Origin of the sequence: Eubacterium sp. BL-380-WT-2B (assembly GCF_009696115.1) — a bacterium.
GTDB classification, from domain to species: Bacteria; Bacillota; Clostridia; order Eubacteriales; family Eubacteriaceae; genus Eubacterium; species Eubacterium callanderi.
This window is the reverse complement of sequence record NZ_VUMP01000009.1, coordinates 180,109-193,242: the sequence shown is the minus strand read 5'-3', so window position 1 is coordinate 193,242 and position 13,134 is coordinate 180,109. Positions and strand designations below refer to the sequence as shown.

11 protein-coding genes are annotated in these 13,134 nt (G+C 49.2%); 7 read left to right on the top strand and 4 right to left on the bottom strand.

What is annotated here, in order from left to right; translation table 11 throughout:
* Window positions 1–10: 10 nt before the first annotated feature.
* The 4 genes from phnW to FYJ53_RS18255 all read right to left on the bottom strand — a co-directional run bounded on the left by phnW (window position 11) and on the right by FYJ53_RS18255 (window position 4,739).
* The gene (gene phnW, locus FYJ53_RS18270; protein ID WP_154557587.1) at window positions 11–1,102 is read right to left on the bottom strand and encodes a 2-aminoethylphosphonate--pyruvate transaminase; all 1,092 of its coding nucleotides are present in this window, start codon (window positions 1,100–1,102) and stop codon (window positions 11–13) included.
* A gap of 211 nt (window positions 1,103–1,313) precedes the next feature.
* Window positions 1,314–2,312, bottom strand: a complete 999-nt coding sequence (locus tag FYJ53_RS18265) for an extracellular solute-binding protein (protein ID WP_148430450.1) — start codon at window positions 2,310–2,312, stop codon at window positions 1,314–1,316.
* Complete coding sequence (locus tag FYJ53_RS18260) at window positions 2,312–3,994, bottom strand: ABC transporter permease subunit (protein ID WP_227930304.1); 1,683 nt, start codon at window positions 3,992–3,994, stop codon at window positions 2,312–2,314. Before FYJ53_RS18260 ends, FYJ53_RS18265 begins: the two co-directional genes overlap by 1 nt.
* Complete coding sequence (locus FYJ53_RS18255; RefSeq protein WP_013380627.1) at window positions 3,984–4,739, bottom strand: ABC transporter ATP-binding protein; 756 nt, start codon at window positions 4,737–4,739, stop codon at window positions 3,984–3,986. The genes FYJ53_RS18260 and FYJ53_RS18255 overlap by 11 nt, the downstream gene beginning before the upstream one ends.
* A gap of 215 nt (window positions 4,740–4,954) precedes the next feature.
* Between FYJ53_RS18255 and FYJ53_RS18250 the strand changes: the two genes are divergently transcribed.
* From FYJ53_RS18250 to FYJ53_RS18220, 7 genes are all read left to right on the top strand, one after another.
* Window positions 4,955–6,589: a 6-pyruvoyl-tetrahydropterin synthase-related protein gene (locus tag FYJ53_RS18250; protein ID WP_148430452.1), complete on the top strand. Its 1,635-nt coding sequence runs from the start codon at window positions 4,955–4,957 to the stop codon at window positions 6,587–6,589.
* A complete protein-coding gene (locus FYJ53_RS18245; RefSeq protein ID WP_195840272.1) occupies window positions 6,561–8,372 on the top strand; it encodes a phospholipid carrier-dependent glycosyltransferase in 1,812 nt (603 codons plus the stop codon). The genes FYJ53_RS18250 and FYJ53_RS18245 overlap by 29 nt, the downstream gene beginning before the upstream one ends.
* Window positions 8,373–8,425: 53 nt before the next feature.
* The gene (locus tag FYJ53_RS18240) at window positions 8,426–8,977 is read left to right on the top strand and encodes a phosphate-starvation-inducible PsiE family protein (protein WP_090412543.1); all 552 of its coding nucleotides are present in this window, start codon (window positions 8,426–8,428) and stop codon (window positions 8,975–8,977) included.
* Window positions 8,952–9,326: a RidA family protein gene (locus FYJ53_RS18235; RefSeq protein ID WP_148430456.1), complete on the top strand. Its 375-nt coding sequence runs from the start codon at window positions 8,952–8,954 to the stop codon at window positions 9,324–9,326. Before FYJ53_RS18240 ends, FYJ53_RS18235 begins: the two co-directional genes overlap by 26 nt.
* Window positions 9,327–9,388: 62 nt before the next feature.
* Window positions 9,389–10,327: a cation diffusion facilitator family transporter gene (locus FYJ53_RS18230; protein WP_148430458.1), complete on the top strand. Its 939-nt coding sequence runs from the start codon at window positions 9,389–9,391 to the stop codon at window positions 10,325–10,327.
* A gap of 103 nt (window positions 10,328–10,430) precedes the next feature.
* Window positions 10,431–11,195, top strand: coding sequence for a DeoR/GlpR family DNA-binding transcription regulator (locus tag FYJ53_RS18225; protein WP_148430460.1), 765 nt, complete (start codon window positions 10,431–10,433; stop codon window positions 11,193–11,195).
* Window positions 11,196–11,385: 190 nt separating this feature from the next.
* The gene (locus FYJ53_RS18220) at window positions 11,386–13,134 is read left to right on the top strand and encodes an FAD-dependent oxidoreductase (RefSeq protein WP_154557585.1); all 1,749 of its coding nucleotides are present in this window, start codon (window positions 11,386–11,388) and stop codon (window positions 13,132–13,134) included.

The window sequence follows — 13,134 nt, the reverse complement described above, 5'->3', positions numbered from 1 at the left end:
ATATGGCCTCCTAAGCATTCTGTTTTAAATAATCATAAAAGATATTGTAGAGATTTTCAACATCTTCTTTATAAATTTCTCCGATGTTGCCCATGCGGAAGGTGTCCACCTTGGTCAGCTTTCCAGGGTAGATGGCATAACCGCGTTCTTTGACAAAGTTGTACATATCGGTAAAGTCAAAGCCCTGCTCGGGATAGAGGAAGGTAGTGATAATGGGGGAGCGGTAGGCTTCATCAATATAAGCGTTGATGCCGAGCGCTGCCATTTTTTCAATCAACAGCTTATTGTTGGAGGCGTAGCGCTGATAACGGGCTTCGACTCCACCGCGTTCTTCCAGCTCATCCAAGGCTTTGGAAAAGGCCAGAACCGTATGAGTCGGGGAAGTAAAGCGCCATTTTCCATCCTTGTTCATGGTCTCCCACTGGTCGTAAATATCCAGCGACAGGCTTCGCGCATTGCCCTTTGAGGCCTCGAGGGCGGCTTTGCGGGCCAGGATAAAGGAAAAGCCCGGTACACCCTGGATACATTTGTTGGCGCTGCTGATCATAAAGTCGATGTGGTCATGCTCTAACGGGATATCAATGCCGCCAAAGCTGCTCATGGCATCAACAATATAGGTTTTGCCGAATTCTGCGCAGAGCTCGCCGATGGCATGGATGTCGTTGAGAATGCCAGTGGTGGTTTCGCAGTGCACCATGGCCACATGGGTGATGTCTGGGTTTTCTGTTAAAATTGCGCGCACTTTTGCGGCGTCGGGGATTAGGTTGTATTCCTCGCTGCAGGCGAGATAGTTCAGACGGTGGTAATCCGCGATGTCCAGCATGCGTTCGCCGTAGGCGCCGTTTGTGATAAACAGCGCTTTATCTGTATCGCCGATCACGCTTGAAAGTACGGCTTCCACCCCAAAGGTGCCGCTGCCCTGCATGAGGATGGCGGTATATGCATCCTCGCTGACATGGGCCAGTTTTAGAAGCTGAGCGCGGATTTTCTGGGTGATAGCTTTATATTCATTATCCCAGGTACAGTGGTCAAAGAGCATTTCTGCCTTTACCGCATCGCTGGTTGTCAGTGGGCCGGGGGTTAAGAGTTTATAGTTTTTCATTAAGTTTTATTCTCCTTCATAATTTGATGTTTAACATCAGTTTGATTAAAATTAAATTGAAAATTGAGAATGAAAAATGGAGAGTGAAGGGCCAATTTTGCTGTGCAAAATTGATTTATAGTCAAATTTGTTCTTTTAATTCTCAGCTTTGCATTTGGTTCGTTCGAAAAATTATTCTAACTTTGGACTCATCGTCATTCTCAATTCTCCATTATTTGTTAAGCTTGCATTTCTCTGAAAACTCCTGGTGTTTTTGTAAAAGATCCACGGTCAGGGGCTCTGGGAATGTTTTGGGGTTTTTGGTGCACAGGGCAGGGTCGGCTGTTTCGCCGGGATACAGGGGCAGCGGATAGGTCTTGAGCAGCTCGGTCCGGGCGCTTTTTACAATACATTCAGCCATTTCCATGGCTTTGGCATTGGTTTTATCCCCTTTATTAATAACGGCGATGGATTCCGTGAGAGCATAACTGCCCTCGGACGGGTCGATGTAGTCGATGGGAAGACCTTCGCTTTTGGCCGCGACGGCCTGATGCCGAAGGCCGAAGGCCAGTGCGACCTCGCCGGCTTTTACCTTTTTAAAGGGGCCGGAGCCGGAGCTTTCCATGTGCGGCCCGGCATTTCGGATGATCCCTGTCATGATCTCAGCGCCTTCTGTCTCGCCGTAAGCGTCGATGACAGCCTGTACCAGAATCCAGCCAGTGGAGGAACCTTCAATATCCGGAATGGATACCTGGCCTGCGTACTTTGGATCAGCCAGATCCTTGATGGAGGCCGGTGCAGACAGGCCCTGTTCCCGCATCACTTCAGTGTTGACCATGACAGCGCCTTCCTGGGCTGTGATGGGGGAAGAATAGGACGGGCAGTCACCGCTCAGGGTGGCATGGTCAAAGCTCAGGTCAGAGAACATTCCGGATTCTTTTTGGGCAGTGTCCAGATAGTATGTGCTCATGGTCACCAGGTCGGCTTCGATTTTAGAGCCTTCCGCCATCATCCGGCCGCCCAGCTCGGAGGTGGCAAAGCTTTGGATAATATACTGGCCTTCGTAGCCGCCGGCATTCAGAGCATTTTCCATGGCGGTCAGGGCTTCGTCATCTGCATTGGAGTAGATAACGACGCTGTTGTCCGCGCTGGCATTACCGCACCCCGCAGCGGTGAGGGCTGTGACGGCAATGAGCAGTCCGGCGGCCAGGACTTTTGTGAGTTTATTCATCAGGCGGGCTTCCTTTCTGTTTTTTTCGACAAGGCTTTTAGAATCAGCTTAACAGCCAGGTTGGTGGCAAGAATGAGCAGGGATAAGACAAAAATCTGTTCAAAATCGCCGAAGTGCTGAAGTTGTTTAATTTTGGTGGTAACGACCATGGTACGCGCGCCGACAATAAAAATGACAGCGGAGATGGTCACCATGGCGTTGATGAAGTAATAGCTGAACATCTCCAAAATTGTGGACCAGGAGTTAGGGATAACGACTCTAAAAATGGTTTTGGTCCAGCTGTCGCCCATGAGCATACCGGTCGTTTCCCAGGAGGCGTTCATCTTTGATAGTGAGTTTTTGATCATCAGGTAGGGGGTTGAGAAATAATGGATAATGTTACAGATGATCAGTATAATAAAGGTACACTGGAGGCTGGTGCCGGAAAAAGCCAGGAGAAAGGCGATGCCAAGCACCATGCCCGGTACGGTGTTGGTGGTCTGTACCAGGCCGTCAATGGCGGCTTTGGAGGGCCTGCCCATTTTACTGCGGGCGGTGACCAGCGCGCTCAGATAGGCGATGGCCGTCCCTAAAACCGCTGTGAGCACCGCTACCAGAATGGAATTGAGGTAGACATCGGTCAGCTGGCCGCCAAACAGGGTTTCCTTGATGTTGTCAAGCGAGAAGCCAAGCTCATAGGGCCAGCTCTGCACAAAGGGAACGATAAAAATAACCGCGAAGATGGACAAAATACCAAGCATTATCAATGCGGACAGAACGATGAAAAGGCCGTCGCGTCCTTTGTTTTTTGTGAGCTCGATCTGGGAGATCTTGTTATAGCGAAAATTGTATTTTTCCAGGTAGCGCAGGATCAAAATGCTGAAAACCGATGGAATCAGCATCATCATGGCGACTACGGCCCCCTTGCTGAAATTGGGGATAGAGCCTAGCATCTGATTGTACAGCGTAGTGGCAACCACCTTGTACTCACCGCCGACCGATGCCGGAATCCCAAAGTCGGTGAAGCTCAGGAAAAAGGCCTGAATAAAAGAAGCTCCCAGGGTGGCGATCAGTGGCTTAAAGGTTGTGGTGAAAAAGGTTTTAAAGCTGTTGTCACCAAGCACACGGGATACCACAGAGAACTTCTTGTCAATGTACTTATAGGTATTGTTAATGAGCATAAAGGCAATGGGAACCGTGTAGATTACATAACCCAGCAGCAGTCCGTTAAACCCGTAAATCTCAAAGGGCTGAAAGCCCAGCAGCCGGGTGATCAGGCCCTGGCGGCCAAAGGAATAGATGATGGCGAAGCCATAGGTAATGGTGGGCAGGAGCATGGGCAGCACTGCGACACTGGAAACGGCGCTCTTGTACCAGCCGGGTACATTGGTGCTGTTGACTGTGTAGGCCAGCATGAACGCGATAACCGTGGTGACGAGCGCGCTGGCCCCGGCGATGATAAAGCTGCCCGCCAGAGCGTTCAGAAAGCCTGCGCTGCTCAGTACAGCGGCGTAGCTTGCCAGGCTGAAGCTGCCGTCCACATTGAAAGACTTGATGAGCAGCAGTACCAGTGGAGCGACAAGGAACACCGCGAAGATGGCGATAATGATCCAGAAAACAACCCTCAGCTCCAGCGGGGTACCCGTAACAGCCCGGCTGCGCAGCCTCGGCCGCGTTTTTTCAGTGGCAGAATTACTGGGCATAGCATTCTCCGAACAGTGAGAAGATATTGTTGCGCTTGATCATGAGCTGGTTGAGAATAAACTCCTGAACAAAGCTGTTGCCGGGCTTCGTGATGATTTCCTGCGGCTCGGCGTATTGTGAAATTTTGCCGCCATTTAAAATGAGCACCCGGTCCGATAAGGTAAGGGCTTCTTCAGGGTCATGTGTTACAATAATGGTCGTCAGATCAAATTCCTTGGCAACTGTTTTGATCCGCTCCTTGATGGATTCCTTGATAACCCCGTCCAGCGCGCTCAGCGGCTCGTCCAGTAATAACACCTTTGGCTTCATGACCAGGGTGCGGGCCAGGGCCACACGCTGTTTTTGCCCGCCGGAGAGCTGGTCAATGGGTTTGTCCAGATGCGGTCTGAGATCCAGAAGGTCGATGAGCTCGTCAACCTCCTCCTGGGTGGAAATACCCGGCTTGTTTTTGAGTCCGTATACGATATTATTGTAGGCATTCAGGTTGGGGAACAGGGCATAGTCCTGAAAAACAATGTTGAAATCACGCTGTTCCATGGGTACATGGGTGATGTCCTCACCATCGTACAAAAGCTGTCCCTCATCAATGTCGGTGATACCGAGAATCAGGTTGAGGAGGGTGGTTTTACCGCCGCCGGATGGGCCGAGAATGGAAACAATTTCGCCTTTTCCGATATCGAGTGTGATGCCTTTCAGGATTTCTGTGCCGTCATAGGCCTTCTTTACATTTCTTAAACTTAACATAGTGTTATACTCCTTAACATTTTGGTTAAAACAAATGGCTTATTGGATAAAAGTGTTCTTTCAAAAGCCTAGGCGTATTTTAAATCTAAAAATCCCACAATTCAATAGACTTAACAAAGAGTTAACGGAATTTAACCGAAGCTTTACAAAATCATTGGTTTTACAAATCGCAGTCAGATTGGTATAATAATGAGAGAAAAGAATGAGAGAAAAGAATGGAATCTAAAAAATTCTTTATAAAAAATAAACAAATTCTTTGGTGGGGTACCCCTTTTCTGGCAGCTTTGGCAGTGGTGCTGCCCTTGCTTCTTAAGGAGGGCATCCCCTTTGGAAATGATGCAAGCTTCCATCTTTCCAGGGTCGTCTCGATCGCAGAAGGTCTTAAAAATGGCATTTTTTTGCCGGGAGTCTATGCCGATTATTTTAATGGCTACGGCTATGGCAACGGGCTTTTTTATCCGGATTTCTTTTTGTATATTCCGTCAGTACTGTCGCTTTTGGGCATGCCGGCCATCACGGCCTACAAGGCTTTTTTGGTTTTGCTCACAGGCGCTATGGCCTGTACCATGTACCTTTCGGTCAAATCGGTATGGCGGTCTGATTTTGCGGCCTCGGCTTCTACCGTGCTTTATCTCCTGTGTTCCTTTCACACCACTGACCTTTATCAGCGGTCGTCGGTGGGGGAGCTTCTGGCCTTTGTCTTTCTGCCGCTTATTGTGGCAGGCTTCTGGCAGGTGGTTTACGGCGAGAAGGAGAAGTGGCCCTTGCTGTTCACCGGTTTCAGCGGTCTGGTGCTTTCACATGTCCTGACCGCCGTGCTGATAGGGGGATTCGCCGCTGTCTTCCTGCTGTTCAATATACCAAGGCTGGCCCGCGAGCCGAAAAGGCTGGCGGCACTTGGGAAAGCAGCGCTTTGGAGCATTGTCCTGACTCTGTTTTTTCTGCTGCCCATGCTGGAACAGCTGGTGGTTAATCCTGTTTGGGGCGATACCGGACTGCTCGGGAGTATTTCGAACTGGGCCGTGCCTCTTAAAAATTTGATTCTGGCAATACCCCAAAGTATCGGCGAAAAATATGTACCGCCGGCTGGGATTGGTCTGGCGCTGACACTGCTGGTAATAGCGGGTCTGTTTTTTAACAGAAGTGACAAGCTGATACAGATTCTTTCGCTGTCTGGCCTGCTTCTGCTGTTCTGCGCATCGGCATATTTTCCCTGGCATTTGTTTGAGAATGTACTGTCAACCCTCCAGTTTCCATGGCGCTTCTATCTGTTTATCTCGGTGTTCTGGTGCTTCGCTTCTGGCAGAATCATTGAGAGTATGACAGAAAAAAGGGAAAACCAGCTGATCATCGCAGCCATCGCAGCTGGAATCATGCTTATAGCGTATTTTGTAAATGTTGCGTATACTTATAAGAATTATGCGCAGATGGTTGTCAATACATATCCTACCTTTGCCGCAGGATGCGAGTATTTACCTGAGGATGTCACTTTATCACACATCCAGGAATCACAGAAACGCCATCAAAATGCTGCAAAACGCACTGATTATAGTCTATATAAAATAGAATTAGAACGAAACGGTTTAAATGAACTGCCGCTCATTTATTATAGTGGGTATGAAGCCTTGCTTAATGGTAATCGCGTCGAGGTTTATCGAAACGTAAATGGCATGGCAGAAGTAGCGGTTAATGAAACTGGAACTTTGATTGTCCAATATAAAGGGACTCCTCTCCGGCGTGTCAGTGAGACCATCAGTCTCGTGGGCGTCATTGTAGGGATAGCCCTGCTCTTTAAAAATAAAAGAAAGGAAAATGATCAGAATGACAGAAAAGTTTTATCATCTCAGTAAAAAGGAAATCATTTTTCTGGTGGCAGTGATCCTGATTTACAGCGTTGTTGGCTACTGGAACCTGGGCTCAAGAGTTGAGCCCCAGACCTATTATGATATGGAGGAGGGGACACCCGCCGCTGAATTTGAGCTTCAGAAGCAGCCCATATCCATCGCGCTGTATCCAACAGTCAATGATTCCTCAAAATATGTAGGGATACAGATATTATGCTCAGATGATGGCGTGAACTGGAAACAGGCCTTCGATACCCGGGACGACGACACCGACTATACAGCGGCCATGATCTGGTACCACTACCCGCTGAATACGAATGAGAGTACCCGTTACATCAAAGTTAAAAAGCTGGATACTGCCAACCGTCTGGTACTAAGCGAGGTGGCATTTTATGACGAAAACGGGAACAGGCTGGCGGCAACGCCTCTTAATGAAGGTTCCGCGAGGCTTCTGGATGAGCCGGAGACAGTGCGGACCACCTCAGACCGGCTGAACAGCGCTTACTTTGATGAGAGCTATTTTCCAGCCTCGGCGCTGGAAATGCAGGATGGCCTGAGTGTGGCCGAGATGGATCATCCCCCGGTGGGCAGGCTGATCATTGGCCTGGGAATGGATCTTTTTGGCAGAACGCCCTTTGGTTTCCGCTTTATGCAGGTGCTTTTCGGTATCGCCATGCTGCCGCTGCTCTATTTCTTCGGCAAGGCACTTTTCAAATCACCGCTGTGGTCTGGTATTGCCACATTGCTGTTGGCCTTCGATTTTTTGCATTATACACAGACGCGGATCGGGACCCTGGACGCCTTTCTTGTCTTTTTTATTCTGGCCATGTATGCCTTCCTGTACTTTTTTCACATCAGTACATCAAAGCCCGCCCGGTATGTGTTTTTGCTGCTCAGTGGGATTTTTACCGGCCTTGCCATTGGCACCAAGTGGTCAGGCTGTTACGCGGCCCTTGGGCTGGCGGTTCTGTATTTTTACTGGTTCATCCGGGATATGGTAAAGGGCGATAAAGGTGTCCGGCGTCAAAGGCTGGGCGAGTCCTTTTTCTGCTGCCTGGCTTTTATCGTCATTCCGGTGACCATTTACACGCTGTCCTATATTCCTTATGCGGGCACCATACCCGATAAAGGGTTTTTTGAGGTGTTTTTCGGCCATCAGCAGCAGATGTTCGGCTACCACACCGGGGCTTCGACCCATTACCACCATCCCTATTCCTCTAAATGGTACACCTGGCTCCTGGCTTTAAAACCAGTGTTTTACTATTATCAGAAGGCGCCGGAAACCATTTATCTTTACGCGACTGGCAACCCGATGGTCTGGGGAATTGGCCTTTTCGGCACAGCTTTTGCGTTGGTCCATGGGATATGGAAACGCCATTCTGCCGGTATCGTCATTGGCGTTGGTTACTTTTCCCAGATGATTCCCTGGCTTTTTATCACGCGGGATACCTTTTTGTATCACTACTTCCCGATGATTCCTTTCCTGATGCTGGGTGTGGCCTATCTGTTTAAGTATATGGGCTGTACACCCCAGGCAAAGCCCTGGAAAAAAGCGTATATTGGGCTGTTCATGGCATTTACGGTCTTTTCATTTATCTGTGCCTTTCCGTTTATCTACGGCAGTCCCATGAAGTGGGACACAGTGCTGTTTATGCGGCAGCTGTTTATGGTGTTTGCCGGTGTGATGGGCGGCGCCCTGCTGCTGCTCATGGGCTATGATGTGTATCATTTGCGCCGCAAAAAGAAAGAAAGAGCCCGCCTGGATGAAAATAATGGAGATATGCTTTAAGACAGGGAAGGATTATGGTATAATGCAGTGGGAACCATAAACAGGAGGAGACAATGCAACATAAAATTCAAAATAAGCTTTTGGGCTTTGTGCGTATATTGGAGATTTTTATCGCTGTCCTCATCGCCATTGCCATTATTATTTCAGCCCTTGCTCTGATTCCCGATCTCTGGCAGTTTATAGGAAATTACGGCGATTCGCAGGCCTTCCGGGTGTTTTTGGGCTATGCCTTTAACACGCTCATCGGCATTGAGTTTCTCAAAATGCTGATTAAGCACTCCACCGCATCGGTCATAGAGGTTTTACTGTTTGCCATTGCCAGAGAGCTGATCGTTGAGCATACCACGCCCTTCGAAAATTTGATGAGTATTATATCCATCGCCATCCTGTTTGCTATCCGGCGTTTCCTGTTCGTCTCAACCTTTGATGACGGAGAGAGCGGAGAAGGCATGTCTCAGGGTGGACTGATGTGGTTTAAGCATCGCTTTAAAAAGCACGAGGCACCAGCAGATGACAGTATTTTAGCTGTTTCTGAAGGCGCGCAAAACATTTTAAGTGACGACAAAGGAGAGAACAATCATGAAAACAAAAGTAGCAACAGATAAAGCCCCAGCGGCCCTTGGCCCATATTCTCAGGCGCTGGTAGTAGACGGCACCCTGTATGCCTCCGGGCAGCTGGGGATTGACCCAGCCACAGGCGAAATGCCAGAAGCCTTTGAGGCCCAGGCAAAACAGGTGATGCTTAATGTGGGCGCAGTTTTAAAAGAGGCGGGATATGACTATTCTGATGTGGTTAAAACCACAATTTTTGTCGATGATCTTGCCAATTTTACTGTGCTGAACGATATTTACGGCGAGTATTTTACAGAAAACCAGCCGGCCCGTTCCTGTGTGCAGGCAGCCAGAATACCCAAAGATGCCAAGGTCGAGATTGAATTTATTGCGGTAAAATAATGAATGGAAAGCTGCTGCACAGAGTGCGGCAGCTCTTTTTTAACTGAGAAAGGAAGTAATTAATGACCCGTTTACTGGTACGCCTTTTTATTAAGGAGGGCGATAAAACCGGAGACCCGGATGTCCGACAGGCCTACGGTGTATTAAGCGGCGGTGTAGGCATTGCCTGCAATCTGCTGCTGTTTCTGGGAAAGCTTTTGCTGGGCTTTGTGACAGGTGCCATCTCTATAGTAGCTGATGCGGTCAACAACCTGTCGGACGCCGGCTCCTCAATCATCACACTGCTGGGCTTTAAAATGGCGGGAAAGCCTGCTGACCCCGGGCACCCCTACGGCCATGGACGCATCGAGTACCTCAGCGCGCTGTTTATATCCGTTGCCATTATCCTCATGGGAGTTGAGCTGCTTAAATCGTCTGTAGAACGGATTTTAAACCCGGCGGAGACCTCGGTAAGCCTTGTGGTTTTTGTTATTTTGGTCGCTTCGATTTTAGTGAAACTCTGGATGTTTTTGTTTAACCGGAAGCTGGGACGGAGGATTAATTCCTCAGCCATGGAGGCCACAGCCCTGGACAGTATCAGTGACAGCCTGGCTACACTGGTGGTGCTGATCGGTATGGCCATCAATTATTTTGCAGGCTATGATCTGGACGGTTATATGGGTGTAATCGTGGCGGCCTTTATCCTGATAACAGGTATTAAATCCGCGAAGGACTCAGTACAGCCCCTGATTGGCGCACCTCCAGACGAGGGCTTTGTGGAGAAAATTCACCGCATCGTCATGGCCCATCCAGAGATCAGAGGAATGCATGAGCTGCTCATTCACGACTATGGCCCGGCTCACGCCGATATTTCCCTGCATGTGGAAATGTCCAGCCAGCTGGACATGGTTACCGCCCACGAGATTATTACCAGTATCGAGGACGAGCTTGAAAGCCAGTGCCACTGTGATGTGACAATCCATATTGACCCGGTCGTGGAGGAAAAAACAGAGGACCAGTAAATCCATCGGTGAAGGTACGTCGAAACGACGTACCTTCACCGTCTGCGCCCCTTGACTTTTAAAATAACTTAGGCTATGCTTAACCAATAGAGGAGGGAGAACGTTGAAAAATCCACGATTAGAACAAATTATTCAGCTATTGCAACAGCAGGGGACCGTTAGCGTTTCCCAGCTCAGTGAAATTTTTCAGGTAACCACGAAGACCATCCGCAGGGATCTGGAGCTTCTGGAATCCGAGGGAGAGCTTTTGAGGACTCATGGCGGGGCACAGCTTGTCAAGGAGGATATCCTCAGAGAAAAGCCTCTGGAGCTTCGTCTGAACATCGAGGCAGACAAAAAGAAACGAATGGGGCTCAAGGCCACAGGACTGATTGAGCATGGCCAGAAGATTTTTATCGGCGCCGGTTCATCACTCTATCATTTTACAGAGCATATTGACAATACTAAGCGCCTTTATGTTGTGACCGATTCTGTCACAGTAGTCAACCAGCTCAACAGCCGCAGTGAGATCGGTATCTTTATGGTGGGCGGAGAAATCACAAAGCATACCCTCAGCACTTCAGGCACCATTGCAGAAAACACACTGCGGGATTTTTACTTTGATCTGGCCTTTGTATCCGCCACAACAGTGGATGAACAGGGAAACCTTTTCCACCGCGGCCCTGCCGAGTACGGTGTATACCGGCAGCTGGCGAACCACTCCAAAAGGCTGGTCGCGCTCATGGACGCTGGCAAGCTTTTTAAACGAGATTTCATTAATGTGTCAACACTGCGCCCGGGCGACGTCCTGGTGACCGATGCAGAGGCAGACAAAGAAATGGTCAAGCACTATGAGGAAATGGGGCTGACCGTCATAATTGCTGAATAACAAATGATAAAACCGGTATGGGAAAATACGAAAATTTCCCATACCGGTTTTTTTAGTGCAAAAAAACTTAAGAAATGTTCAAAAAGGAAACATAAACCAAAAAAGCCTTGACAAAAAAGATAAAATGTCCTAATATGTCCTTAAAAATAAACCTAAATGGACATAAACGGCTGACGTGGGAGAGAGAAGTATGAACAGCATAAAAAACACAGTAGAAAAGGCGCTCAGGGAAGCATATCCTGGGCTTGAAATCAAGGTTTCAGTCGACGAAAGACAGATCGTAACACTGGCAGGAGAGTGCGTGGACTGGAAGCAGTTAATTGATGTGGGACACAGTGCAGCCAATGTGCCGGGAGTAAAAAATGTCGTCAGCGATATGTGGGTAAAGGGACTGGAGATTCCCAGAAAGGACTACCAGAGCGGACGGGCAAAGGGCTTTGAAGCCGGACTGGTGGGAGAAGCGGATGTTGTCATTGCCGGAGCGGGCGTCATCGGCTGTGGAATTGCGCGGGAACTGGCTAAGTATCCTTTGAAAATTATTGTTGTCGAAAAGAATGATGACGTCTGTACGGGTGCATCTAAAGCCAATAATGGTAATATTCATCCGGGTCACGCGGCCAAAACCGGAACCCTTAAAGCCAGGCTCAATATATTGGGAAACCGGATGTATGACAGGTGGGCAGATGAGCTGGGGTTTGTATTTCAGCGGAACGGCCTGATGTATATTGCATGGGAGGAGGCTTACATCCCGGCCCTTAAGGAGCGCTATGACAAGGGTGTGGAAAACGGTGTGGACGGCATTGAGATGCTCGACGGCGAGCAGGCAATGGCCATCGAGCCAGAACTCAGAAAGCTGGACAATCCGCCCATCGCGGCAGTCTGGCTGCCAAGCCTGGCCCATGTGGAACCCTATGACGTCACAGTGGCACTGGCCGAGAACGCCGCTCATAACGGTGTTAAATTCTGGTTTAACACGCCGGTTTGTGATGTGCTGAGGCATGATGGCAGAGTTGAAGGCGTAGTGACGCCAAAGGGCATTATCAAGGCGGGCTGTGTCATTAACTGTGCTGGCGTTTACGCCGATGATCTTTCAGAAATGGCGGGAGACCGTTCCTTTACCATTCATCCAAGAAAGGGAACCATCGCCATTCTGGATAAGGCCAAGCAGTATCCCTACAGGCCCCAGATGGGCTTTGTGGGAAACGCCCTTGAAAACCGGATGAAAAACATCAAAAATGTTGAATCGAAGGGCGGAGGCTGCTGCAAAACACCAGAGGGGAATTACCTGCTTGGCCCGTCAGCCAAAGAGGTCTGGAATAAGGAGGACACCGCGACCGACCCAGATGGCTTGGAATATGCCATGAGCTGCAACCAGCACAAGAACGTGGGGCAGCGAGACCTTATCCGCGTTTTTACAGGGGTGAGGGCAGCGGATTTTAAAGAGGATTTTATCATTGAGATGTCTCCGGTGACCGACGGCTTTATCAATGTAGCGGGGATCCAGTCGCCTGGGCTGGCCTCGGCGCCAGCCATCGCCAAAATGGTCGAGGATATCGTGCTGGAGGATTTTGAGAAGAAAAACAGAAAACTTGAAGTCCGTCAGGATTATCAGCCGCGGGAAAAGCCCAAAACACTTTTCAGAAAACTGCCGCCGGATGAGAAGAGGAAACTGATCGAGAGAGAGCCTTCCTTTGGAAAAATTGTCTGCCGCTGTGAGACCATCACTGAGGGTGAGATATTGGAGGCCCTCGACAGTCCGGTTATGCCGGCATCCATCGAGGCCATAAAACGGCGTACAAGAGCCGGGATGGGCCGATGCCAGGGGGGCTTCTGCCAGCCGCGGGTTATTGAGATCCTTGCCAAAAAACTGGGCAGGGACTGGAGTGAGATCAATTTTTCAGAACAGGGGACCAATTTTCTGGAAAAGATGAATAAATAG

Coding starts and splice junctions, on each gene's coding strand:
- FYJ53_RS18245 (WP_195840272.1), top strand. CDS start 6,561: ATGACAGAAAAGTTTTATCATCTCAGTAAAAAGGAAATCATTTTTCTG.
- FYJ53_RS18240 (WP_090412543.1), top strand. CDS start 8,426: ATGCAACATAAAATTCAAAATAAGCTTTTGGGCTTTGTGCGTATATTG.
- FYJ53_RS18235 (WP_148430456.1), top strand. CDS start 8,952: ATGAAAACAAAAGTAGCAACAGATAAAGCCCCAGCGGCCCTTGGCCCA.
- FYJ53_RS18220 (WP_154557585.1), top strand. CDS start 11,386: ATGAACAGCATAAAAAACACAGTAGAAAAGGCGCTCAGGGAAGCATAT.
- FYJ53_RS18260 (WP_227930304.1), bottom strand. CDS start 3,994: ATGCCCAGTAATTCTGCCACTGAAAAAACGCGGCCGAGGCTGCGCAGC.
- FYJ53_RS18250 (WP_148430452.1), top strand. CDS start 4,955: ATGGAATCTAAAAAATTCTTTATAAAAAATAAACAAATTCTTTGGTGG.
- FYJ53_RS18230 (WP_148430458.1), top strand. CDS start 9,389: ATGACCCGTTTACTGGTACGCCTTTTTATTAAGGAGGGCGATAAAACC.
- FYJ53_RS18255 (WP_013380627.1), bottom strand. CDS start 4,739: ATGTTAAGTTTAAGAAATGTAAAGAAGGCCTATGACGGCACAGAAATC.
- phnW (WP_154557587.1), bottom strand. CDS start 1,102: ATGAAAAACTATAAACTCTTAACCCCCGGCCCACTGACAACCAGCGAT.
- FYJ53_RS18265 (WP_148430450.1), bottom strand. CDS start 2,312: ATGAATAAACTCACAAAAGTCCTGGCCGCCGGACTGCTCATTGCCGTC.